The sequence below is a fragment of the Pseudomonas sp. AC169 genome (assembly GCF_979258515.1).
Genome location: NZ_OZ409866.1, coordinates 4,097,112 through 4,118,876 on the forward strand (window position 1 = coordinate 4,097,112; position 21,765 = coordinate 4,118,876).

Here is a 21,765-nt window from a genome sequence, read left to right on the forward strand (position 1 = left end):
TCTCTTCAATATCCCCCATTCAGTCCCCTCTCCCTCTGGGAGAGGGTTAGGGTGAGGGGCTTTTGATTTTCAGAGCATCGGCCGAGCCGCCGCGATCGCCACCAGCACCAACCCTACAATCAGATTAATCCCCACCACCCTGCGAATCCGCCCCAGCACCGCTGCACCCGCCGGCCAGTCCTTAGCGTCCACCGCCGTACGCAATTCCGGCAGCATCAGCCCCTGAATGCGGATAAACAGCGCCGTCATCACCACGTACAACCCGATCATCACCTGCACATATTTCGGCGCAGTCTCAAAGCCGACCTGCTGCAGATGCAACATGCCCACGCCGCTGATCGGCAACAGGATCACCGCGACCCAGACCCAGCGGAAAAAACCTTGAAACACTTCCACCCACAAGGTCAGCCGGGCAGGGCCGTCGAGGGCCTTCACAGCCGCCGGGCGCAGGATCATCCAGGCGAAAAACATGCCGCCGACCCAGACCAGGGCGGACAGGACATGCAGGGGGTAAACGAGGCTAAAAAGTGTCATTGGGTTACTCCGTTCTGCGCAGGATCGATTCGCGGGGTATGATAGCCGCCGATCCAAACCACTGAAAATTTATCCAGCGTTTTTTGCGCCCGACACTCAATGATCAGCACTGAACTCAAAACCACGATCCAGGGCGCCTACTCGCGTTTTCTTGAAGCCAAGAGCCTCAAGCCGCGTTACGGCCAGCGCCTGATGATCGCTGAAATCGCCAAAGTCCTCGGGGATATCGACACCGATGACGAAGGCCGGCGCAGTGGCGACCCCGCAATTGTTGCGGTGGAAGCCGGCACCGGTACTGGCAAGACCGTGGCCTACAGCATGGCGGCGATCCCCACGGCCAAAGCCGCCGGTAAGCGTCTGGTCATCGCCACCGCGACCGTCGCCCTGCAAGAGCAGATCGTCTACAAGGATTTGCCCGACCTGATGCGCAACAGCGGGCTGAATTTCACATTTGCTCTGGCCAAGGGCCGTGGCCGCTACATGTGCCTGTCCAAACTCGACATGCTCTTGCAGGAAGGCCACGCGCAAACCGCCACCGCCCAGCTGTTCGAAGAAGAAGGCTTCAAGATCGAGGTTGATGAGGCCAGTCAGAAGCTGTTCACCAGCATGATCGAGAAACTCGCCGGCAATAAATGGGACGGCGACCGCGACAGCTGGCCGAATGCGCTGGAAGACGCCGATTGGGCGCGTCTGACCACCGATCACAGCCAGTGCACCAACCGTCATTGCCCGAACTTCGGCCAGTGCGCCTTCTACAAGGCCCGCGAAGGCATGGGCAAGGTTGACGTGATCGTCACCAACCACGACATGGTGCTGGCTGACCTTGCGCTGGGCGGCGGTGCGGTGCTTCCCGATCCGCGCGACACCATTTATGTGTTCGACGAAGGTCACCACCTGCCGGACAAGGCCATCGGCCACTTCGCCCACTACACGCGCCTGCGCTCCACCGCCGACTGGCTGGAAACCACCGCGAAGAACCTGACCAAACTGCTGGCCCAGCATCCGCTGCCGGGGGATCTCGGCAAGTTGATCGAACAAGTGCCGGAACTGGCGCGCGAGATCAAGGCGCAGCAACAGTTCATGTTCAGCGCCTGCGAACAAGTCGCTGATTTCAAACCCGGCGAAGACGTCGAGGGCCGTGAGCGGCCGCGGCATCGTTTCGTCGCCGGGGTGATTCCCGAACACATGCGTGAAATGGGCATTGAACTGAAAAAAGGCTTTTCGCGCCTCAACGATCTGTTCACGCGCCTGACCGACCTGCTCAAGGAAGGCATGGATGGCGAGGTGAACATCGGTATCGCCAGCAATCAGGCCGAAGAGTGGTATCCGCTGTTCGGCAGCCTGTTGTCCCGCGCATCGGGCAACTGGGAACTGTGGACGGCGTTCACCGCCGAAGACCCGGAAGACAGCCCGCCGATGGCGCGTTGGTTGACCCTCGCTGAAAGCGGCTCGCTGTTCGATATCGAGGTCAACGCCAGCCCGATTCTTGCCGCTGAGACTTTGCGCCGTAGCCTTTGGAATGTGGCTTACGGCTGTCTGGTGACCTCGGCGACCCTGACTGCGCTGGGCACTTTCGACCGTTTCCGCATGCGCGCCGGTCTGCCGAAAAAAGCTGTCACCGCCGTGGTGCCGAGCCCGTTCCATCACGCTGATGCCGGTGTCTTGCGCGTGCCGGATCTGAAGGCCGATCCGCGCGATGCCGCCGCCCACACGGCAGCGATCATCCGTGAGCTGCCGGATCTGGTCGAAGGCTCGCGCGGCACGCTGGTGCTGTTTTCCTCGCGCAAACAGATGCAGGACGTGTTCGACGGCCTCGACCGCGACTGGCGCAAGCAAGTGTTCATTCAAGGCAACCTGTCGAAACAGGAAACCCTGAACAAGCACAAAGCGCGCGTCGATGGTGGTGATTCCAGCGTGCTGTTCGGTCTCGCCAGTTTTGCCGAAGGTGTCGACTTGCCTGGGGCCTACTGCGAGCACGTGGTGATCGCCAAGATTCCGTTCTCGGTGCCGGATGATCCGGTTGAAGCGGCGCTTTCGGAGTGGATCGAAGCCCGTGGCGGTAATCCGTTCATGGAAATCTCCGTGCCCGATGCTTCGCTGAAGCTGGTTCAGGCCTGCGGGCGTCTGCTGCGCACCGAAGAAGACCGCGGCACCATCACTTTGCTCGACCGGCGCCTGGTCACCCAGCGCTATGGCAAGGCGATCCTCAATGCGTTGCCTCCTTTCCGTCGTGAAATATCCTGAGACATCGGTGGGCAGTTTTGCCCGCCGCGTTGTCTATCTCTCTGCTATCGCTTTTCCATTGGCCTTTGTTGGTCGTTAGGGAGAACTCCGTTCTTATGATCCGCCGTTCGTTGCCTGCCGTATTCGCCTTGATCTTCGCCACGCCACTGTTCGCGGCGCCTGCGGGTCAGCAGACCCTGTTCAACTTTGTTCGTCCTGCCGACGTGGTGAAAATCGCCACCGAAAACGCTGATCTGCCGCAAGCCAACGCCGAGCAAACGCCTGAGGGCGAAGTACTGCGCCGGGTGACGTTCAATCCGGTCGCCCGTCCGACCTTGCGCCTGACGCCGCAGACCGGTGCGTGGGACTGGTCGCAGTCCGGCATGATGACCTTGCGGTTGCAGAGCGCAATGGACTGGGCGGTGACGGTCTACGTGCAGATCCAGAGCAATGACGGCCGCACACTGGTCAGCCGCGTCGACCTGCCGGCCGGTCCGGCGCAGACATTGCTGGTGCCACTGGTGGCTGCCACGCCTTTGAGCCAAGGCATGAAAGCCGGGCCGCCAATGCCGATGACCGTCGATGGTCAACGCATTTTGCTGGCCAGCAGCAGCGGTGAGATTGATCGCAGCCAAGTGGTCTCGGTGAGTCTGTCGATGGATCAGCCAAAAGTCGCCCAGAGTTTGCTGCTCGAGCGTTTCGGTGTGCAGGACGGCGACTCTGTCACCCAAGCGGTGTATGGCAATCTGGTCGACGCCTACGGGCAATCGGCCCGCAGCAAGTGGCCGGAAAAGGTCAGCAACGACGAACAACTGAAATCCGCCGCCGCCAAGGAACAGCAACAGCTGAAAACCTGGCTGGCTGAGCGCGAGAAGTCGTCGCTGGACAAGTTCGGTGGCTGGAACAAAGGCCCGGCCTTCAAGGCCAGCGGCTTTTTCCGCACCGAAAAGCGCGATGGCCGCTGGTATCTGGTGACGCCGGAAGGTCAACCGTTTTACTCGCTGGGTGTGAACACCGTCAGCCCGCAGGTCAACCAGACCTACGTGGCGGGTCGTGAGTACATGTTCGAATCCTTGCCTAAACCTGAAGAGCCGTTGGCCAGACACTTTGGCGAAGGCGATAACCGTGGCGGCAACGGCGTCGATCAGGGCCGGGGTTACGGCAACGGGCGCTGGTACGACTTCTACGGCGCCAACCTGCAGCGCGTGTACGGTGAGCCGTGCAACGCCGACAGTGAGAGCAAGTCCGGGGTAGCAGAAGCGGCCAGGACTGAAGCCGCTGAAACGGTTGCGGTGAAAGCCGCCGAGCCTGTCACCGCGCCTGCCGAGCCGAAGTCCGGCGTCGCTGAAGCAGCCAAAACCGAAACCGTACAAGCGACGACGGAAAAGGCTGCCGAACCGTGCAAGGCCACTATCGATGAGCAGCAGTGGGCCAGCCACACGCTTGATCGCCTGCAAGCCTGGGGCTTTAACACGGTCGGCAACTGGAGCGCCGATTCGCTCAGTGAAGCCGAACGCGTGCCGTACACGTTGCCGCTGTCGATTGTCGGCGACTACACCAGCATCAGCACTGGCAGCGACTGGTGGGGCGGCATGCCGGATCCGTTCGATCCGCGTTTCGCCATGGCCACCGAACGCGCCGTCGCCATTGCTGCCCGCGATCACCGTGACGATCCATGGCTGATCGGCTATTACGCCGACAACGAATTGGCCTGGGCTGGTCCCGGCGATGATCCGAAATCCCGTTACGCGCTGGCCTATGGCACGCTGAAAATGACCACCGACGTACCGGCCAAGCGTGCGTTCCTCAAGCAATTGCGCGACAAGTACCGCAATCAGGCCGGACTGTCGAAAGCCTGGGGCATTGATCTGCCGGCGTGGGAGTTGATGGAAGACCCGGGCTTCGAGCCGCCATTGCCAAACCCGGAACATCCGGAAATAGAGGCGGACTTCAAATATTTCCAGAAAGTCTTCGCCGACACTTACTTCAAAACCATTTCCGACTCGCTGAAATGGCACGCACCGAACCAGTTGCTGCTCGGCGGCCGTTTTGCCATCAGCACGCCGGAAGCCGTGGTGTCCTGCGCGCAGTATTGCGATGTGCTGAGTTTCAACATGTACACGCTAAAGCCGCAGGACGGTTATGACTTTGCCGCGCTGGGTGCTTTGGACAAACCGGTATTGATCACCGAATTCAACTTTGGCTCAGCGGATCGTGGCCCGTTCTGGGGCGGCGTCACGCAAGTGGCCAAGGAAGACGATCGCGGCCCGGCGTACGCGAACTTCCTCAAGCAGGCCTTGAGCGAACCGTCGATTGTCGGCGTGCATTGGTTCCAGTATCTGGATCAACCGGTGACTGGGCGCTTGCTTGATGGTGAGAATGGTCACTTTGGTCTGGTGGGCGTGACGGATTTGCCGTATCAGGGTTTTGTCGAAACGGTGCGCAAGAGCAACTTGCAGGCGATTGATCAGCTTGGCAAAGAGGCTGAGAAAGCGGCCGCAGCGGCGGGGCGTGAGGCCGAGGGCGGCAGGAAAGGCGAGGCCGGCAAAGGGCCGGGGGCAGGGCATGCCGGTGGACATTCCGGCAATGGTCACTGAGTCCTGAGGCACCGCGTCATCGTTCTTCGTCGGAACGCCGCCCTGAGCAGGCTCGCTCCCACAGGAGATCTTCAGTAATACAGAGATCCAGTGTGGGAGCGAGCCTTCTCGCGAAGGCGTCAGCCGCCTCAGCGAAATTTCTGAAATAACCGTCCGGCCCGCAGCTGTTCCCAAATCCCTCAAGGGCTGGAACAATGCGGGCCACTTTGTAGAGCGTTTTCGCGGGGGAGTTGCGGGTGCAGATTCAGGGACATTACGAGCTTCAATTCGAAGCGGTGCGCGAAGCTTTCGCCGCACTGTTCGACGATCCCCAGGAACGCGGCGCAGCTCTGTGCATCAAGGTCGGTGGGGAAACCGTCCTCGACCTTTGGTCCGGTACTGCCGACAAGGATGGCGCCGAAGCCTGGCACAGCGACACCATCGCCAATCTGTTCTCCTGCACCAAAACCTTTACCGCCGTCACCGCGCTGCAACTGGTCGGCGAAGGCAAGCTGCAACTGGATGTTCCGGTTGCCCGCTATTGGCCCGAGTTTGCCGCTGCCGGCAAAGAATCCGTCACTTTGCGCCAGTTGCTCTGCCATCAGGCCGGTCTACCGGCCCTGCGCGAACTGCTGGCCCCCGAAGCTCTTTACGATTGGCAAACCATGGTCGACGCCCTCGCCGCTGAGGCACCGTGGTGGACGCCGGGCACCGGTCACGGTTACGCCGCGATCACTTACGGCTGGCTGGTTGGTGAATTGTTACGCCGCGCTGACGGTCGTGGGCCGGGCGAATCCATCGTCGCCCGTGTCGCTAAACCTTTGGGTCTGGATTTTCATGTCGGTCTGGCTGACGAAGAATTCCATCGCGTGGCGCACATCGCACGCGGCAAGGGCAACGCTGGCGATGCTGCCGCGCAACGTCTGCTGCAGGTGACCATGCGCGAGCCCACCGCGATGACCACCCGCGCTTTTACCAACCCACCTTCAGTGCTCACCAGCACCAACAAACCGGAATGGCGGCGCATGCAGCAACCGGCGGCCAATGGCCACGGCAATGCGCGCAGTCTGGCCGGTTTCTACGCGGGCCTGCTCGACGGCAGTCTGCTCGAAAGCGACATGCTCGAAGAGCTGACCCGCGAACACAGCCTCGGCGAAGACAAGACCTTGTTGACCCGCACCCGTTTCGGTCTGGGCTGCATGCTCGATCAACCGGACGTGCCTAATGCCACTTATGGCCTCGGCGCCAAGGCGTTTGGTCATCCGGGCGCGGGCGGCTCCATCGGTTTTGCTGACCCTGAGCATGATGTTGCCTTCGGTTTTGTGACAAATACCCTCGGGCCGTACGTCTTGATGGATCCGCGCGCGCAGAAGCTCGCGCGGGTGCTTGCCACTTGTCTGTAAAGTTGCATCCGGGGTTCCAGGGTCGGAACCTCAAGCGGTTTTTCGTTTCAAAACGGCTGTTTATCCGGGCGAAAGTGCTCTGATTTTTCATTACTTCATTTTGTGGATTTTCAATGTCATCTAAAAAGACCCTCGCCCTGGCCCTGTGTGTAGCGATCACCGGTTGTGCACAGACCCCGAAAAACGATGCGGACGGCGGTAGTTGGTGGCCGTTCGGCTCTTCCGACAAAGTAGCCGCTAAAGAACCGGCTCCTGCGCCTTTGAAGCCAGCCGCCACTGCACCGGTCGCCAAAACTGAAAGCAGCAGCCCTTGGTACTGGCCGTTTGGCTCTGATGATGAAGCGGTCAAAGCTGACATGAAGGCTGAAGTCGCCCCTGAAGCGAAAAAACCGGCGACCGTCGCCAAAGCTGAAGCCGACGCGGGTGGCAAATGGTGGTGGCCGTTCGGCGGCAAGGATCAGCCAACCACCCAAGCCGTGCCGATGCCGGATCCGAAAGTGACCCAGGCCTGGCTCGACGACTACGAGCCGCGTCTGCGTGAAGCGGTCAAGGACAGCAATCTGCAACTCGAACGCCGTGAAAACGTGCTGGTCGTGACGGCACCGGTCGAAGGCTCGTTCAACCCGGATCGTCCTGCCATGCTGCTGCCGGTCACCCTCGGCCCGTTCACCCGAGTGGCGAAAATCCTTGAAGCCGACCCGAAAACTGCCGTGCTGGTCCTTGGCCACAGCGATTCCAGTGGTGCCGCACCTGCCAACATCAAGCTGAGCCAGGAACGTGCCCAGGCCATTGCGGCGATCTTTCGCCTCAGCGGTTTGCAGCGTGATCGCCTGATGCTGCGCGGCATGGGTTCCGAAGCACCGCGTGCGGCCAACGACAGCGTTGAAGGTCGCGCCTTGAACCGTCGCGTCGAACTGCTGGTGACCCCGCAAAACACCATGGTCGCGCTGCTCAGCAAGTACAACATGCCAGCACCGAAGCCAGTGACCATGGTCGCCGCGCAAGACGTCAAGCCAGCCGCCAAACCGGTGACCCCAGCCCCAGCGGCGAAAAAAGCCGCTGTACCCGCTACCAAAAAGGCTCCGGCGAAGAAAGCAGCAGCCAAGGCTCCAGCTAAAAAGGCTCCGGCCAAGGCCCCAGCTAAAAAGACTGCTCCAGCCAAAGCCGCCGCGACCGACAAGAAAGTCGCCGCAGCCGATACCACCAAGAAGTGATCCGCTAACGAAAAGGAATGCGCCATGACCCAGGCTCTGGCAGATATGCGTCGTGATTACACCCGGGATGGTCTGACCGAGGCGCAAGCCCCGGCAGAGCCGTTTGCGTTGTTCCACCAGTGGTTCGCCGACGCGGTGAAAACCGAACAGGCGCCGGTGGAAGCCAATGCGATGACCCTGGCCACGGTCGATGCGGATGGGCGTCCGCATTGCCGCATTCTGCTGCTCAAAGGCCTGGACGAGCAGGGCTTCACCTTCTTCACCAACTACGACAGCGCCAAGGGCCAGCATCTGGCGGCCAACCCGTTCGCCGCCATGACCTTCTTCTGGCCAACCCTGGAGCGTCAGGTGCGCATCGAAGGGCGGGTGGTGAAGGTCACGCCTGAAGAGTCCGATGCCTATTATCAGGTGCGGCCACTGGGCAGCCGCCTCGGTGCCTGGGCTTCACCGCAGAGCCGGGTGATCAACGGTCGCGGTGAACTGGAAGATTTGCTCAAGGCCACCGAGCAGCGTTTCTCCGACACCCAACCCGACTGCCCGGAACACTGGGGTGGTTACCGCTTGCTGCCTGAGCGCATCGAATTCTGGCAGGGCCGTCCGAGCCGTCTGCACGATCGCCTCAACTACCGTGTGCAGGGCGCCGACTGGATTCTTGAACGTCTGGCACCCTGAGCAGTCTACCGAGCGGGATAGCCTGCCGCAGCGGCCTCAAGCCACTGCGGCAGATCCCGGCGCTTGATCTTCTGCATCTGAGCATTCGCTAACTGTTCGAGCATGAAGGCGCGTTTGCCTTCATCCTTGCCGGCCAGCGACAGCGCCAGATCGCGATCCATCCAGCGTTTGATCCGCACGTACAACCACCCGTGGAAGTACAAACCGGCGACAGTGGTGACGACGATGATGAAGTAATCCATGAAAATCCTTGGTCTCCGTGGCGCAGAATCGGTGATTTGGCGCTACTGTAGGGGCTACATCAGGGAGAGTGTGCAGGTGTCTGTACCGCGCCTGAATGAAAGCCAATTTATCCGGGCAGTGTCGTGACAGGCGTCAAGCCACGGAGTTTAATGACTATATGTTTCTTTGGAGTTGATGCTATGCGTAAGTCTGTTCTGCTGGTTGCTTCCTTTTCCACGATGGCGATGTTGCTTACCGGCTGCCAATCGAGCCTGACCGGTGACTCCTACTCCCGTGACGAAGCGCGTCGTGTGCAGACGATTCGCATGGGCACCATCGAATCCCTGCGCCCGGTGAAAATCGAAGGCACCAAGACCCCGATCGGCGGCATCGCCGGTGCAGCAGTCGGCGGCGTCGGCGGTAGCGCCATCGGTGGCGGAAAGGGCAGCATCGTTGCTGCGGTCATCGGTGCGGTGGCGGGCGGTCTGATCGGTTCGGCAACGGAAGAAGGTCTGACCCGTACCCAAGGCGTGGAAATCACCGTGCGTGAAGACGACGGCAGCATGCGTGCCTATGTGCAGCAGGTTCAGGAGAATGAAGTGTTCCGCGTTGGCGAGCGCGTGCGCATCTCCACCGTTGGCGGGACCAGCCGCGTTTCGCACTAAGCGGAATGTAGGGTAAAGAAAACCCCGATCAGGTGACTGGTCGGGGTTTTTTGTTAGTCTGTTCAACGTCCATTACACGTCAGTTGAAAGTAATAGCGCGGATCTTCGATGGACTTGTGAATCAGTGCCTCAATGGCTTTGAGCTGTAGCTGATTCAGGTCGTAGCCTTCCCACCCTTGCTGCTCTGTTTTCCAACCCATGATCGATTTGAGTTGCTCGGCACAATTCTCGGGCAGTTCAACTACCGCTGTTTGGAAGTCAGTTTTCTTGTCAAAAGCTTCTACCAAGAATCTCAAGGCTCAATACTCCTTTTCTTTCCTTTTTTCGATTTTTTGTTCTTTTTTGTAGATGTTGGCTCGCCCGTGTCTGGATCGAACTCGCCAATGTGTTTACCTCTGGCGTCATACTTTTCTACCGCGCCATGCATCGAGTCCCATTCAAGAATAAATCCTTTGGCGGTTTTCCATCTTTTGCGTTTCGCCCCGCCACCTTGCACCGCTGTTTTACGTCCCACAACTTTCGCATCAGGGAAGGCAGGCAGGAAATCAGGCGGCGGATGGTACTCGTGATCCCCAGCTCGGGAATTGATAACGATATATACCGGTTTAACCCCCGACTCCGCCGGAAACACCAGAATAAAATCCCGATACTCCGGCGGATAAACCGGGTTAACCAGAATCCCTTCTGCCGCTTTCGTCGGCGGATACACCCAGATGTGCGGTGCCTGCGGTGCAGCTTCCAGCGCGGGAATACCAAGGATGTCCGAGCCATCCACGGCAGGCGTCCAGATCAGTTCTACACCTTCACCCAAGTCAGCAATGAACTGGCTGCCACGCAACTTGAACTGCACGACATCAACCATTTCCCAATCGCGATTCTTGCCGGTGTAAAAGCCGTAGCCCTTCAGACTGCCGTCGGCCTGCTGTTCGACCCTCAACCGAACACGCGTTCGCGCCTGTTCAAGTCCACGCAGTTGTTCGTCGGTATACAGCGCACTGTCGCCAAGATTCGATGGCGTAAACAACGCAACCAAACCAACCAAAGGCGCAACAGCCGCGCTGGATACCACGGCGGGCAGTGCTTCAAATACCGACCCCGCCAGAGCCAGACTGCCAAATCCAACTGGAATAGCAGTTGCGCCGATTTTCTTGAGAGGAACTGCGCCACTTTCATCCGCCGCACGCGCGCCCAACAGGGTCAGATCGCCGTAATCCTTCAGGCTGTCAGTCGGCACCATCCCCGCAGGATTGGAGTAATCGATAATCGCATCCGGCAATTTGCAGGACTTGGCGAATACGCAGCCGGCACGAACGGGCTCTGTCTTTTTAACCGCCACCTCACGGCTGCGCTCGAAAGCCTCCTGCCGCGCCAGCATGGCGTCGTAAGCGTTTTGTCTGGCGTCGCGTTCGGCCAGTTCAGTGGCCGTCATGTAGCGGTAGGTGATGTGATGCCCGTCGCCTTGCGGTGGGTTTTGAACCCGAGGAATGTCCTGGTTGCCAGCCACTGATCGTCCTTTCGTTCATCCATCGACAGCCCTTCGCAAAGGGCTGCGCAACGTTAACGAAGCAGGAAAATGGTGGCTGTAGGACCGTCTCCGAATACGTGGGGATTGTTCGACGGATGCTGATCTGTAGATAGGCTGTTTTTCGAGACTCAGAGAACTGGCCCGCAGGGAAAATTTGTTCAGCGCACTACAGTAATTTGTCGAGCACGAACTCTTTGAACCAAGGTGGCTGAGTATCTGATTTGATCTCAATCAGCTCGCCATCGGTGATCTCCGCAATCTGCGTGAGGCCTTCGCTACCTTCATCCGAGTTGTCGAAAATGTAGGCTCTGTTGGAGGTCAGGATGGCATCAGACAGAAGCTCCAAAGATCTCCAGTACCGCGCCTCTATCTTTTCAGGAGGAACGCTGTGCCCACCTTGTTTAACACGATACGCAACCCTGGCAATGTTGATCTGAGGGTCGGCGGTAGCGACGTAGTAAACATAAACCCGGTAACCGGAAGCATGAGCTTCGGCGAGCAGTTTGACCTTGTCAGAGGACGACATGACAGTTTCAAACGTAAAGCTGATTCGCTCTTTGATCAAAGATCTTCGTATGAAGTCGGAAAGGGCTGATGCGACGTACGAGTCGATTACAGTATTTACGAAGCTAAGCCGTTCACCGTCGATTGTCAGGGAATCAAGCTTTGCCAATAAGTGAGGGGATTTCTTGAGTAGAGCGTGCTCACGAAAGAATTCAAAGATGTGTTCTTTGTGAGCTTCGATGCGATAGGAGGTGAAGTCAAAATACCCTGTATCTTTGATTGAACGTTCTATGTCATCAGGATTTATGTAATTTCCCAGCAAATGCGCTGGAACGAGTCGATTGAAGGTGCTTTTTCCTGACCCGTTCGGGCCTGCGAATATCCGTATTCTCGGTGTGCTCAAGAAATAACCTGTTTCGAGGATTTATTGATGTGCAGGCGAGTGCCGCTTTTCAGATTTCCGTAGGTACCGATTGTGCGCAAAACAACGGAACTCTTCTGTGTCACTTCAAATAGCTGGCCATCTTTAGCAACGAGCACTGCAGCACCATTGGCGAGCGCCATTCTGTAGGCGTTGCTGAATGCCTTCAGAGCGATATCCGGAATCCGCGATTCCTGTACGGAGATCTGATCGTCCGTCATAGGGCGTTTTTCTGCTTTACGTGACATGGATGACTCCAGAGTCGGTGCTGAGAAGGTGCGGCTGTCGACCAAAGATATAGCACACTTGCAAGGTTCAGAGCCAAGCCCCTCTGGATAGAAGGGCTTCGACTTTTGTAGAAAAATGCGTCTCAAGCGTTTTGCAGAGTATTGCGGCGACTCGCCGCCGCCGTCACCGCATAACCAATCAACGCCGCCAGAATAGACCCGGTCAAAATGCCCATCCGGTCCATCCCGGCGTAATCACTCACGCCCGGTTCAAACGCCAGCGAACCCACGAACAGGCTCATGGTGAAGCCGATGCCGCACAGGATTGCCACACCCAGCACCTGACCCCAATTTGCGCCTTGGGGCAGGGCGGCGATGCCGGTTTTGACCGCGAGCCAGGTCAGACCGAACACGCCGACGGTCTTGCCCAACAGCAGGCCTACCGCGATGCCCATCGGCACATGATGAGTGAAGCTTTCCACGGTGACGCCGCTCAGCGACAGGCCGGCATTGGCGAAGGCGAACAGCGGCAGAATGCCGTAGGCCACCCATGGGTGCAGCGCATGTTCGAGGGTCAGCAACGGCGACGGCTCGGCGTTTTTCGTGCGCAGCGGGATGCAGAACGCCAATGTCACACCGGCCAGCGTCGCGTGGACACCGCTCTTGAGCACGCATACCCACAGGATCAGACCGATGATCATGTACGGCCCGAGTTTGACCACGCCCAAGCGATTCATCGCCACCAGCGCCGCGATACAAGCTGCCGCCAAGCCTAGTGACAGGGTCGACAGTTCGCCCGAGTAGAAGATCGCAATGATCACGATGGCGCCAAGGTCATCGATGATCGCCAGGGTCATCAGAAACAACTTCAGCGAAACCGGTACACGCTTGCCGAGCAGAGCCAGCACGCCGAGGGCGAAGGCGATGTCGGTCGCGGTCGGGATCGCCCAGCCGTCGAGGGCTGCCGGATTGTCGCGATTGAGGAACCAGTAGATCAGCGCCGGTACCAGCATGCCGCCGATCGCGGCTGCACCGGGCAGAACGATCTGCGACGGTTTCGACAGCTGGCCATCAAGGACTTCGCGCTTCACTTCCAGGCCGATGAGCAGGAAGAACATCGCCATCAGACCGTCGTTGATCCACAGCAGCAGGGGTTTAGCGATTTTCAACGCACCGATCTGCGCCACCACCGGTGTGTCGAGCAGGCCGGTGTACAGCCACGACAGTGGCGAGTTGTTGATAATCAGGGCCAGAATGGCTGCGGCGATCAATAACAGACCGCTGGCAGCTTCCAACTGAAAGAAACGCGTGAAAGTGCTACGCAGAGGCAAGGTCGCTCTCCATCGAATCGTCAAAAAGGTGGGACACCCTAACCCGTACTGTTAGTTGTTAAAACAAAAGTTATATTCTTTTTTGTTATATGTCGTTACAAGGCGTCTAGCCCAAGCCACGCTGAGCCTAGCAGTTGCCTGACATATTGAGACTCAGCTGTATCTGTGCGGGCTGTAGGTTTTTTCCTAAGCTTATGAGTGAGCCTTTCGAACCGATTTATCTCTGCCGATTCAATGAGAACCCTCACCATGAGCGACACCCGACAGTGGGCCCGCGAAGCCATCCGCATCATCGAGGCGGACTTTCAGCGCAGCGCCGACACCCACCTGATCCCTTTGCCGCTGCCAGGTTTTGCCGGCATCGAGTTGTATTTCAAGGATGAGTCCAGCCATCCGACTGGCAGTCTCAAACATCGCCTGGCGCGTTCGCTGTTTCTCTATGCGCTGTGTAACGGCTGGCTCAAGCCCGGCGCGCCGGTGATCGAGGCGTCCAGCGGCTCGACGGCGATTTCCGAGGCGTATTTCGCGCGGATGCTTGGGCTGCCGTTTATTGCGGTGATGCCGGCGACTACCTCCAAAGAGAAGATCGCTCAGATCGAGTTCTATGGCGGCAAAAGCCACCTGGTAAAAGATCCGACGCAGATCTACGCCGAATCCGAGCGTCTGGCCCGTGAGCACGATGGTCACTTCATCGATCAGTTCACCTACGCCGAACGCGCCACTGACTGGCGGGCGAACAACAACATCGCTGAATCGATCTTCCAGCAGATGCGCTACGAAAAGCACCCGGAGCCGAGCTGGCTGATTTCCAGCCCCGGCACCGGCGGCACCACCGCAACGCTTGGCCGCTACGTGCGCTATCGCCAGCACTGCACCCGCGTGTTGTGCGCGGATGCCGAGCGTTCGGTGTTCTTCGATTACTACCAGACCGGCGATGCGAGTTTGCGTCTGGATTGCGGGTCGCGCATTGAAGGCATTGGCCGACCGCGCGTTGAAGCGTCGTTTCTGCCCAAGGTGATTGATGCGATGGTCAAAGTGCCGGATGCCTTGTCACTGGCGGCCATGCATTATCTGGCGCAGCGCCTGGGCCGCCATGTTGGCGGGTCGAGCGGGACCAATCTGATCGGCGCCTTGATGGCAGCGCAGCAAATGAAAGCGGCGGGGGAGTCGGGGTCGATCGTGGCGATCCTGTGCGATGGCGGCGAGCGCTATGCCGACACCTATTACGATCAGGATTGGCTGAAGGCGCAGGGGTATGAATTGAATAGGTTGATCGAAGCGGTGGCGGCGAGTGCCGAGCACGGTGAGCCGCTCCCGACCTCAGTGTTACGCGCCAATATCTGAAGAAACACACAAACCAATGTGGGAGCGAGCCTGCTCGCGAAGGCAGTGTGTCAGGCAACGCACTCCGCTTTCGCGAGCAGGGGGTTTGTGTTGTGTCAGCTAATGCCGATCAAGCTTCGAGGCCGAGAATGTCGCGCGCCACGGCTTCGGCAATGCGAATCCCGTCAACCCCCGCCGACAGAATCCCGCCCGCATAACCGGCGCCTTCACCGGCCGGGAACAGGCCTTTCACGTTCATGCTCTGCAGCGTTTCGTTACGAGTGATGCGCAGCGGTGACGAAGTACGCGTCTCGATCCCGGTCAACACCGCGTCATGCAGCGAGTAGCCGCGAATCTGCTTCTCGAACGCCGGCAATGCTTCCCGGATTGCCTCGATGGCAAAATCCGGCAACGCCAAGGCCAGATCGCCCAGCGCCACGCCCGGCTTGTACGACGGTTCGACTTCGCCCAGCTCGGTCGATGGAATGTCATTGATAAAGTCGCCAACCAGTTGCGCTGGCGCCTTGTAATCGCTGCCGCCGAGGATGAAGGCGTGGGATTCCAGGCGTTCCTGCAACTCGATCCCCGCCAGCGGGCCGCCCGGATAATCGACTTCCGGGGTGATGCCAACGACGATGCCGGAGTTGGCGTTGCGCTCGTTACGCGAGTACTGGCTCATGCCATTGGTGACCACGCGGTTCGGCTCGGAGGTCGCCGCGACCACGGTGCCGCCCGGGCACATGCAGAAGCTGTAGACCGAACGGCCGTTCTTGGCGTGGTGCACCAGTTTGTAGTCGGCAGCACCGAGTTTCGGGTGGCCGGCGTACTTGCCCAGGCGCGCGCGGTCGATCAGCGATTGTGGGTGTTCGATGCGGAAACCCACCGAAAACGGCTTGGCTTCCATGAACACGCCACGGCTGTGGAGCATGCGGAAGGTGTCGCGGGCGCTGTGGCCGAGGGCCAGAACCACGTGTTTCGAATGCAGGGTTTCGCCGCTCGCCAGTTGCACGCCGACCAATTGGCCGTCTTCGATCAGCACGTCGCTGACGCGTTCCTGGAAGCGCACTTCGCCGCCCAGTTCGCGGATCTGCTCGCGCATGTTTTCAACCATGCCGGTCAGACGGAACGTACCAATGTGCGGCTTGCTGACGTAGAGGATTTCTTCCGGCGCGCCGGCCTTGACGAACTCGTGCAGGACTTTGCGCCCGAGGAATTTCGGATCTTTGATCTGGCTGTACAGCTTGCCGTCGGAGAACGTCCCCGCGCCGCCTTCGCCGAACTGCACGTTGGACTCGGGGTTGAGCACGCTTTTACGCCACAGGCCCCAGGTGTCCTTGGTGCGCTGACGCACTTTTGTGCCACGTTCGAGAATGATCGGTTTGAAGCCCATCTGTGCCAGTAGCAGGCCGGCGAAGATGCCGCACGGGCCGAAACCGACGACGATCGGACGCTGGCTCAGGTCGCTTGGCGCTTCGCCGACGAATTTGTAGCTGACATCCGGCGCCACGTTGACGTTACGGTCGTCGGCGAACTTGCCCAACACCTTGGCCTCGTCGCGCACTTCGAGGTCGATGGTGTAGATGAAGCACAGTTCGGAGGACTTTTTGCGCGCGTCGTAGCTGCGCTTGAACAAGGTGAAATCGAGCAAGTCATCGCTGGCGATGCCCAGGCGCTGCACGATGGCAGGGCGCAGGTCTTCTTCGGGATGGTCGATTGGCAGCTTGAGTTCAGTGATTCGTAACATGGCGAGGATCCGGGTTCGCGGGGCGCACAACTGCGCCAGGGCGTTTGAAGGCCGCGATTATAAGCCGCAAAGGCCGGATCCGGTGAGGCTAAAACGCTCAGTCGTTGCGCGATCCGCCGAAATACCCGCAACCGCGCTGCACCTGGCCGTCGATGCGCAACTCGGCGCTCATGTGCTGCACGCTGCCGGTGTTGCTGTCGACGCAGCGCTGGGGCGCGACCCACAATTCGATGCGCTGGTTGTTGGCTTCGCTGCTGAGGTTGAAGCGGCCGTCGCCCAATTGATCTTCAATGTACGGCACGGCCAGTGCTGGCTGGCCTTCGCGGTCGATGACCATGCCTTTGCCGCTGACCTTGACGTTCCATTCCGGGCCATGGCCGGCGGCGCGCAGGATCAGCAGTTTGAAATTCGGATCATCGCACGCCGTGCCCGAGCGTTCGACGCGATACAGCTGAGTCAGGTCGAGTCGATCGCCGGCCACCTTGCCACGCACATCGGCGAACAGCTTGCCTTGCTCGTCGGCGAGGGTAGCGGCCTCTTGCAGAATGCTGGTGCCACCGATGTCATTGACCACCAGTTGACGCTGATCCTGACATGGCTGAAACACCAGTTTGCCGTCAGCAGCGGTCAGTTGCCCCTGCATCCGCGTTTGCCCGACATGCGAGGCACTTTCTCGCTGGCCATCGAACAACTGGCAGGCGGCAAATAATGGCAGCAGGGCAACAACGACTAACGAACGGGCAACACGCATCTTCGGCTCTCCAGACAAGTGCCGCCACGTTACGCAGCCTGACCGTTCATCACAAGGGTTTAGCCAACGTGAAACGTCTGACCTGTTTGCAGGCCTTCGACACTTTTCGCGTAGGCCAATGCCACATCCGCCGCAGGAACCGGTTTGTATCCACGGAAGTACGGTGCATATTTGCCCATCGCTTCCAGCAGCACGGTCGGGCTGACCGAGTTCACTCGCAGGCCGCGTGGCAGTTCGATGGCGGCGGCGCGGACGAAGCTGTCCAGAGCACCGTTAACCAGCGCTGCGGATGCGCCGCTGCGGATCGGATCGTGGCTGAGCACGCCGGTGGTGAAGGTGAACGAAGCGCCGTCATTGGCGAATTCGCGGCCGATCAGCAGCAGGTTGACCTGGCCCATCAATTTGTCTTTTAGACCGAGGACGAAGCTGTCTTCAGTCATCTCGCCCAGCGGCGCGAAGGTCACGTTGCCCGCAGCGCACACCAGTGCATCGAACTTGCCGGTCTTTTCGAACAGTTCGCGGATCGATGCGCTGTCGCTGATATCCACCTGCAAGTCACCGCTGGTGCGGCCAATGCGGATGACTTCATGGCGTTGCGAGAGCTCTTTGTCCACCGCCGAACCGATGGTGCCGCCAGCGCCTATCAACAGAATCTTCATCGTGCTGTACCTCAAGTGATTGAATGAGGTTTCAGTCTAGAGTGGTTTTTTCTGCGGATAAGCGCGCTAATAGGCAACCTTTGGTTTTCAAATGGAAACAATCCATGAGCGAAATGGATGATCTGGCGGCGTTCGCTGTGCTGGTCGAGGCCGGCAGTTTTACCTTGGCGGCGCAGCAATTGGGTTGCAGTAAGGGCCAGTTGTCCAAGCGCATCAGCCAGCTCGAAGCGCAGTTTTCTGTGGTGTTGCTGCAACGCACTACCCGGCGCTTGAGCCTTACCGCCGCTGGCGCAGCATTGTTGCCACAAGCGCAGGCGCTGGTCGTCCAGGTGGAAAGGGCGCGTCAGGCCTTGGCGCGGTTGAAGGACGACATGGCCGGTCCGGTACGTATGACGGTGCCGGTGTCACTGGGAGAAACCTTCTTCGACGGTCTGCTGTTGGAGTTTTCGCATAAGTACCCCGAGGTGCAGATCGAGCTTGAGTTGAATAACAGTTACCGCGATCTGTCACGGGACGGCTTTGATCTGGCGATCCGCAGTGACGTGGCCAATGACGAACGTCTGGTGGCCAAACCGTTACTGGCCTGGCAGGAAATGACTTGTGCCAGCCCGGCGTATCTCGAGCGTTTCGGTGAACCGCTGACGCCACAGGCACTTGCCGAGCATCGCTGTCTGCTCAACAGCCACTACAGCGGGCGTGAAGAATGGCTGTATCACCAGCAGCATGAATTGCTGCGTGTCCGCGTGTCAGGACCGTTTGCCAGCAACCATTACAACCTCCTCAAGAAAGCCGCGCTCAGTGGTGCCGGTATCGCGCGATTGCCTTCCTACCTGTTGCAAGCGGAATTGGCTGACGGCAGATTGCGCTGGCTCCTGCGCGATTTTCAGACCCGGCGCATGCCGATGTACCTGGTGCATCCGTATCAGGGCGGATTGCCGAAGCGCACGCAGGTGCTCGCGGATTATCTGATCGGCTGGTTCAAGCGCAGTGGCGAAGCGCTGGACCGCCTCCAGCGCTGACATCCTCCCACAAAGATTGTGTTTATTTTGCGAAGCGGCGGGCAATCAAATGATCAATCGACAACTTGCCCGGCCCCGTCGTCATCAAGTACAGCAACACCGCCGCCCAGGTGCCGTGGGTTGGATAAGCATCCGGATAGACAAAAAGCTGAATGGTCAGGGTCATGCCCAACAACGCCAGCGCCGAAAACCGCGTAGCGAAGCCGATCAGGATCAGCAGTGGAAAAAAGTGTTCGGCGAACGCCGCCATGTGCGCGGCAATCTCTGGCGACAGCAGCGGTACATGGTATTCGCTCTTGAACAACGGGATGGTCGAGTCGGCCAGCCGTGGCCAGCCGAGTTGAAAGCTGCCGTCGATCAGGTCGATGGCCAGGCCTTCAACCTTGGTCTGCCCTGACTTCCAGAAAACCGCGGCAATCGAGAAACGTGCAATGAATGCGATCAGGCTGTGGGGGATTTTTTCCAGCAGCGCGATGGCGCGAGTGATGAGCGTTTTCATGGCAGTTCCTTGTTATTCAAGTGGGTAATGGCGTTGCGCGCGATCAGCAAGCCGAGGGTTTGCGCGAGGTCGAACTCAGGGCTGTTTTCAGCCGCTGCCAGCAGTGTCTGGCCATCGATCAAGTTGCGGATAAATCTGCTGGCACCGGGGTCGAGGGCAAATACTTCGACATCCAGGCCATTGCGCAACACCAAGGCGTGTTGCCTTTGGTTGACGTCGATTCCCTCCAGCGTCGAGTCGTGCTGATGTGCGCCCCAGATCGCAACCACGGCAAAGTCTGAGTCGAGCAGGTGCAGGGAGGGATGAAGGTCGAGGCGCAGTTCACTCAGCGTTTGCGCATCAGTCAGTGCTGCTGTGATTTCTTCTGGCCGGACGGGCAGCGCGTCGGCCGCGTGATAGGCGAGGGTACGCAGGTGCTCAAGGCGTGCCACGTCGGCCAGATAAGGTACGCCGCCGGCCGGTTCAAACGCTGCAATGAAGTCCGCGAACGCTTCGCCGTAGCAACTCATCAACGGACTTTGCGGCGGTTGCTGTTGTACGAAAACGGCCGCCATGGCACGGAAGAATTCGTCGCCCACCAATTGCGCAACCACCGGATAGCTGTCGCCCAACGCATTGATCAGCGAACCTTGCACGTTATTGCGATACACCGCGAAACGGCTCGCCGGATCAGCGCCGTTGGCACTGCACAGGCCTTCGGGGCAAGGCAGCCGCGTGTCGATGAGCGCTGCAGCGAAAGCGCGTTGAGTGCTCATGTGCGTGCTCCGGCATCCAGCAAAAGCGCGTCAGCTTGCTGAGCTTCCGCCAGTAGCACCTCGAACGCTGGCACTTGATTGTCGCGCTCGATCAACGTTGCTATCGGGCCAATACGTTGCAGCACTTGCCGGTACAAAGCCCAGACGGCTTGATCGATCGGCGCACCGTGATCATCGATCAGCAAACGGTCGCCGAGGCTGTCGCAATCTTCGGCAAACCCGGCCAGATGAATCTCGCCAACCCTGTGCAAGGGCAGGGCATCGAGATAGGCCAGCGGATCACGCTGATGGTTCACGCAGGAAACGTAGACATTGTTGACGTCCAGCAACAGACCACAACCGCTGCGACGGATGACCTCGGCGATGAACTCCGCCTCATCAAGGGTCGAGCGCTGAAATGCCAGATACGTCGCCGGGTTCTCCAACAGCATGGGATGTTTGAGGGTGTTCTGCACCTCATCGATATGCTCGCAGACGCGGTTCAGCGTCGGCGTGTCATAGGCCAGCGGCAGCAGGTCATTGAGAAACATCGGGCCATGGCTCGACCAGGCCAGGTGTTCGGAAAAGGATTGCGGTTGATAGCGTCGAATCAGTTCGGCAAGGCGCTGAAGATGTGGTTTATCCAGAGGTCCTTCGGCACCGATGGACAAGCCGACACCGTGCAGCGACAGCGGATACTGCTCGCGGATCAAACCGAGAAAATGATGAAACGGACCGCCGTCGACCATGTAGTTTTCGGCGTGGACTTCGAAGAAGCCGATGTCCGGTGATGAACCGAGCACTTCACGAAAGTGCCCGGTCTTGAGCCCCAGCCCGGCACGGGGCGGGAGCCCGGTGCGGGCTGCCTGAGTGCGGGATTGGGCATGGTCATTGATAGTGAGCATGATCGTCACTCAGGCAGTTCGCAGATCAGGACTTGGCTTTGAAGGCTTCCATCTGACCGAAACCGGTCGGCGAGGTCTTGCTCTCGGTGGTGGCGCAGGTGCCTTTAGGAACGAGTTTCCAGGCGTTGGCCTGATAGTCCATTTTTGCGGTGCCGGCACAGGTAGTGCCTGCACCTGCGGCGCAGTCGTTCTTGCCTTTCATGGCCACGCCGAAGCATTTTTCCATGTCGGCGTCAGCAGCGTGGACGGTCGATACAGCGGTCATGCTCAGGGCAGAACCGAGGGCCAGAACCAGGGCGGTAGCGGACAGGGTGCGGGTGGTAGCAGTCATGATGTTTCTCCAGTCTTGTTCAGGGTTTTTACAAGCGCTGTTGCGCTTGCTTGTCCCTCTAGAGAAACGAGGTGGCGTTGCGTTACAGCCCGCTCAAAATCTTTTTTGAAAAACGCAAAACCCTGTAGGAGTGAGCCTGCTCGCGATGGCGTCATGTCAGATACCGGCGATGTTGAATGACACGACGCCATCGTGAGCAGGCTCGCTCCTACAAGGGATTTTTGGAGAATCTGAAAATCGTGCAGGCACAAAAAAACGGCCCGAAGGCCGTTTTTCATTCAGC

The 21,765-nt window shown here is 59.1% G+C and carries 23 protein-coding genes; 8 read left to right on the forward strand and 15 right to left on the reverse strand.

Annotated features, from left to right (window positions below; all coding sequences use genetic code 11):
* Nucleotides 1-69: 69 nt before the first annotated feature.
* Nucleotides 70-534 carry a CopD family protein gene (locus ACZZ0G_RS18440; RefSeq protein WP_463557067.1) on the reverse strand — a complete coding sequence of 155 codons (465 nt, stop codon included), beginning with the start codon at nucleotides 532-534 and terminating at the stop codon, nucleotides 70-72.
* Between the two features lie 99 nt (nucleotides 535-633).
* On the opposite strand from ACZZ0G_RS18440, the gene dinG reads away from it, so the two are divergent.
* From dinG to pdxH, 5 genes are all read left to right on the forward strand, one after another.
* Nucleotides 634-2,778, forward strand: coding sequence for an ATP-dependent DNA helicase DinG (gene dinG / locus ACZZ0G_RS18445; protein WP_034154974.1), 2,145 nt, complete (start codon nucleotides 634-636; stop codon nucleotides 2,776-2,778).
* Between the two features lie 95 nt (nucleotides 2,779-2,873).
* Nucleotides 2,874-5,354, forward strand: a complete 2,481-nt coding sequence (locus ACZZ0G_RS18450) for a beta-agarase (protein WP_463557068.1) — start codon at nucleotides 2,874-2,876, stop codon at nucleotides 5,352-5,354.
* A 236-nt stretch (nucleotides 5,355-5,590) separates the two neighbouring features.
* Nucleotides 5,591-6,736, forward strand: a complete 1,146-nt coding sequence (locus ACZZ0G_RS18455) for a serine hydrolase domain-containing protein (protein ID WP_463557070.1) — start codon at nucleotides 5,591-5,593, stop codon at nucleotides 6,734-6,736.
* 113 nt (nucleotides 6,737-6,849) lie between these two features.
* Nucleotides 6,850-7,950 carry an OmpA family protein gene (locus tag ACZZ0G_RS18460; RefSeq protein WP_463557071.1) on the forward strand — a complete coding sequence of 367 codons (1,101 nt, stop codon included), beginning with the start codon at nucleotides 6,850-6,852 and terminating at the stop codon, nucleotides 7,948-7,950.
* Between the two features lie 24 nt (nucleotides 7,951-7,974).
* Nucleotides 7,975-8,622 (forward strand): pyridoxamine 5'-phosphate oxidase, encoded by a 648-nt coding sequence (gene pdxH, locus ACZZ0G_RS18465; protein WP_463557072.1) that lies wholly within the window; start codon nucleotides 7,975-7,977, stop codon nucleotides 8,620-8,622.
* Between the two features lie 5 nt (nucleotides 8,623-8,627).
* Here the strand turns inward: pdxH and ACZZ0G_RS18470 are convergent, their stop codons facing one another.
* On the reverse strand, nucleotides 8,628-8,864 hold the full coding sequence (locus ACZZ0G_RS18470; protein WP_463557073.1) for a hypothetical protein: 237 nt from the start codon (nucleotides 8,862-8,864) through the stop codon (nucleotides 8,628-8,630).
* Nucleotides 8,865-9,044: 180 nt separating this feature from the next.
* Between ACZZ0G_RS18470 and ACZZ0G_RS18475 the strand changes: the two genes are divergently transcribed.
* A complete protein-coding gene (locus tag ACZZ0G_RS18475) occupies nucleotides 9,045-9,509 on the forward strand; it encodes an outer membrane lipoprotein (protein WP_008086349.1) in 465 nt (154 codons plus the stop codon).
* 62 nt (nucleotides 9,510-9,571) lie between these two features.
* Here the strand turns inward: ACZZ0G_RS18475 and ACZZ0G_RS18480 are convergent, their stop codons facing one another.
* From ACZZ0G_RS18480 to nhaA, 5 genes are all read right to left on the reverse strand, one after another.
* Nucleotides 9,572-9,805 (reverse strand): DUF7683 domain-containing protein, encoded by a 234-nt coding sequence (locus tag ACZZ0G_RS18480; RefSeq protein WP_463557074.1) that lies wholly within the window; start codon nucleotides 9,803-9,805, stop codon nucleotides 9,572-9,574.
* Nucleotides 9,802-11,013 carry an S-type pyocin domain-containing protein gene (locus tag ACZZ0G_RS18485; protein WP_463557075.1) on the reverse strand — a complete coding sequence of 404 codons (1,212 nt, stop codon included), beginning with the start codon at nucleotides 11,011-11,013 and terminating at the stop codon, nucleotides 9,802-9,804. Before ACZZ0G_RS18485 ends, ACZZ0G_RS18480 begins: the two co-directional genes overlap by 4 nt.
* Before the next feature lie 187 nt (nucleotides 11,014-11,200).
* The gene (locus ACZZ0G_RS18490; protein WP_463557076.1) at nucleotides 11,201-11,941 is read right to left on the reverse strand and encodes a zeta toxin family protein; all 741 of its coding nucleotides are present in this window, start codon (nucleotides 11,939-11,941) and stop codon (nucleotides 11,201-11,203) included.
* The gene (locus ACZZ0G_RS18495) at nucleotides 11,938-12,207 is read right to left on the reverse strand and encodes a hypothetical protein (RefSeq protein WP_463557077.1); all 270 of its coding nucleotides are present in this window, start codon (nucleotides 12,205-12,207) and stop codon (nucleotides 11,938-11,940) included. The genes ACZZ0G_RS18490 and ACZZ0G_RS18495 overlap by 4 nt, the downstream gene beginning before the upstream one ends.
* Nucleotides 12,208-12,329: 122 nt before the next feature.
* Nucleotides 12,330-13,517: a Na+/H+ antiporter NhaA gene (nhaA, locus tag ACZZ0G_RS18500; protein WP_150651395.1), complete on the reverse strand. Its 1,188-nt coding sequence runs from the start codon at nucleotides 13,515-13,517 to the stop codon at nucleotides 12,330-12,332.
* Nucleotides 13,518-13,766: 249 nt separating this feature from the next.
* On the opposite strand from nhaA, the gene ACZZ0G_RS18505 reads away from it, so the two are divergent.
* Nucleotides 13,767-14,861, forward strand: coding sequence for a PLP-dependent cysteine synthase family protein (locus ACZZ0G_RS18505; protein ID WP_463557078.1), 1,095 nt, complete (start codon nucleotides 13,767-13,769; stop codon nucleotides 14,859-14,861).
* A 109-nt stretch (nucleotides 14,862-14,970) separates the two neighbouring features.
* On the opposite strand, the gene ACZZ0G_RS18510 is transcribed toward ACZZ0G_RS18505, so the two are convergent.
* From ACZZ0G_RS18510 to ACZZ0G_RS18520, 3 genes are all read right to left on the reverse strand, one after another.
* Complete coding sequence (locus ACZZ0G_RS18510) at nucleotides 14,971-16,584, reverse strand: NAD(P)/FAD-dependent oxidoreductase (RefSeq protein WP_463557079.1); 1,614 nt, start codon at nucleotides 16,582-16,584, stop codon at nucleotides 14,971-14,973.
* Between the two features lie 97 nt (nucleotides 16,585-16,681).
* Complete coding sequence (locus ACZZ0G_RS18515; protein WP_463557080.1) at nucleotides 16,682-17,335, reverse strand: COG3650 family protein; 654 nt, start codon at nucleotides 17,333-17,335, stop codon at nucleotides 16,682-16,684.
* A 59-nt stretch (nucleotides 17,336-17,394) separates the two neighbouring features.
* A complete protein-coding gene (locus ACZZ0G_RS18520; protein WP_463557081.1) occupies nucleotides 17,395-17,994 on the reverse strand; it encodes a short chain dehydrogenase in 600 nt (199 codons plus the stop codon).
* 104 nt (nucleotides 17,995-18,098) lie between these two features.
* Here ACZZ0G_RS18520 and ACZZ0G_RS18525 point away from each other — a divergent pair, with 104 nt between their 5' ends.
* Nucleotides 18,099-19,013 carry a LysR family transcriptional regulator gene (locus ACZZ0G_RS18525; protein ID WP_463397417.1) on the forward strand — a complete coding sequence of 305 codons (915 nt, stop codon included), beginning with the start codon at nucleotides 18,099-18,101 and terminating at the stop codon, nucleotides 19,011-19,013.
* A gap of 22 nt (nucleotides 19,014-19,035) precedes the next feature.
* Here the strand turns inward: ACZZ0G_RS18525 and ACZZ0G_RS18530 are convergent, their stop codons facing one another.
* From ACZZ0G_RS18530 to ACZZ0G_RS18550, 5 genes are read right to left on the reverse strand one after another with little or no spacing between them, the layout of a single operon-like run.
* Complete coding sequence (locus tag ACZZ0G_RS18530) at nucleotides 19,036-19,512, reverse strand: DoxX family protein (protein WP_463557082.1); 477 nt, start codon at nucleotides 19,510-19,512, stop codon at nucleotides 19,036-19,038.
* A complete protein-coding gene (locus tag ACZZ0G_RS18535) occupies nucleotides 19,509-20,267 on the reverse strand; it encodes an HvfC/BufC N-terminal domain-containing protein (protein WP_463557083.1) in 759 nt (252 codons plus the stop codon). The genes ACZZ0G_RS18530 and ACZZ0G_RS18535 overlap by 4 nt, the downstream gene beginning before the upstream one ends.
* On the reverse strand, nucleotides 20,264-21,151 hold the full coding sequence (gene bufB, locus ACZZ0G_RS18540) for an MNIO family bufferin maturase (RefSeq protein ID WP_463557084.1): 888 nt from the start codon (nucleotides 21,149-21,151) through the stop codon (nucleotides 20,264-20,266). The genes ACZZ0G_RS18535 and bufB overlap by 4 nt, the downstream gene beginning before the upstream one ends.
* A gap of 25 nt (nucleotides 21,152-21,176) precedes the next feature.
* A complete protein-coding gene (locus tag ACZZ0G_RS18545; RefSeq protein WP_463557085.1) occupies nucleotides 21,177-21,482 on the reverse strand; it encodes a BufA1 family periplasmic bufferin-type metallophore in 306 nt (101 codons plus the stop codon).
* On the reverse strand, nucleotides 21,479-21,760 hold the full coding sequence (locus tag ACZZ0G_RS18550; protein ID WP_463557086.1) for a hypothetical protein: 282 nt from the start codon (nucleotides 21,758-21,760) through the stop codon (nucleotides 21,479-21,481). Before ACZZ0G_RS18550 ends, ACZZ0G_RS18545 begins: the two co-directional genes overlap by 4 nt.
* Nucleotides 21,761-21,765 lie beyond the last annotated feature (5 nt).

What these genes read in the sequence shown, in the direction of transcription:
- ACZZ0G_RS18440 (WP_463557067.1), bottom strand. Translation starts at nt 534, where the DNA reads ATGACACTTTTTAGCCTCGTTTACCCCCTGCATGTCCTGTCCGCCCTG.
- dinG (WP_034154974.1), top strand. Translation starts at nt 634, where the DNA reads ATGATCAGCACTGAACTCAAAACCACGATCCAGGGCGCCTACTCGCGT.
- ACZZ0G_RS18450 (WP_463557068.1), top strand. Translation starts at nt 2,874, where the DNA reads ATGATCCGCCGTTCGTTGCCTGCCGTATTCGCCTTGATCTTCGCCACG.
- ACZZ0G_RS18460 (WP_463557071.1), top strand. Translation starts at nt 6,850, where the DNA reads ATGTCATCTAAAAAGACCCTCGCCCTGGCCCTGTGTGTAGCGATCACC.
- pdxH (WP_463557072.1), top strand. Translation starts at nt 7,975, where the DNA reads ATGACCCAGGCTCTGGCAGATATGCGTCGTGATTACACCCGGGATGGT.
- ACZZ0G_RS18470 (WP_463557073.1), bottom strand. Translation starts at nt 8,864, where the DNA reads ATGGATTACTTCATCATCGTCGTCACCACTGTCGCCGGTTTGTACTTC.
- ACZZ0G_RS18475 (WP_008086349.1), top strand. Translation starts at nt 9,045, where the DNA reads ATGCGTAAGTCTGTTCTGCTGGTTGCTTCCTTTTCCACGATGGCGATG.
- ACZZ0G_RS18495 (WP_463557077.1), bottom strand. Translation starts at nt 12,207, where the DNA reads ATGTCACGTAAAGCAGAAAAACGCCCTATGACGGACGATCAGATCTCC.
- ACZZ0G_RS18505 (WP_463557078.1), top strand. Translation starts at nt 13,767, where the DNA reads ATGAGCGACACCCGACAGTGGGCCCGCGAAGCCATCCGCATCATCGAG.
- ACZZ0G_RS18510 (WP_463557079.1), bottom strand. Translation starts at nt 16,584, where the DNA reads ATGTTACGAATCACTGAACTCAAGCTGCCAATCGACCATCCCGAAGAA.
- ACZZ0G_RS18515 (WP_463557080.1), bottom strand. Translation starts at nt 17,335, where the DNA reads ATGCGTGTTGCCCGTTCGTTAGTCGTTGTTGCCCTGCTGCCATTATTT.
- ACZZ0G_RS18520 (WP_463557081.1), bottom strand. Translation starts at nt 17,994, where the DNA reads ATGAAGATTCTGTTGATAGGCGCTGGCGGCACCATCGGTTCGGCGGTG.
- ACZZ0G_RS18525 (WP_463397417.1), top strand. Translation starts at nt 18,099, where the DNA reads ATGAGCGAAATGGATGATCTGGCGGCGTTCGCTGTGCTGGTCGAGGCC.
- ACZZ0G_RS18530 (WP_463557082.1), bottom strand. Translation starts at nt 19,512, where the DNA reads ATGAAAACGCTCATCACTCGCGCCATCGCGCTGCTGGAAAAAATCCCC.
- ACZZ0G_RS18535 (WP_463557083.1), bottom strand. Translation starts at nt 20,267, where the DNA reads ATGAGCACTCAACGCGCTTTCGCTGCAGCGCTCATCGACACGCGGCTG.
- bufB (WP_463557084.1), bottom strand. Translation starts at nt 21,151, where the DNA reads ATGCTCACTATCAATGACCATGCCCAATCCCGCACTCAGGCAGCCCGC.
- ACZZ0G_RS18545 (WP_463557085.1), bottom strand. Translation starts at nt 21,482, where the DNA reads ATGACTGCTACCACCCGCACCCTGTCCGCTACCGCCCTGGTTCTGGCC.
- ACZZ0G_RS18550 (WP_463557086.1), bottom strand. Translation starts at nt 21,760, where the DNA reads ATGAAAAACGGCCTTCGGGCCGTTTTTTTGTGCCTGCACGATTTTCAG.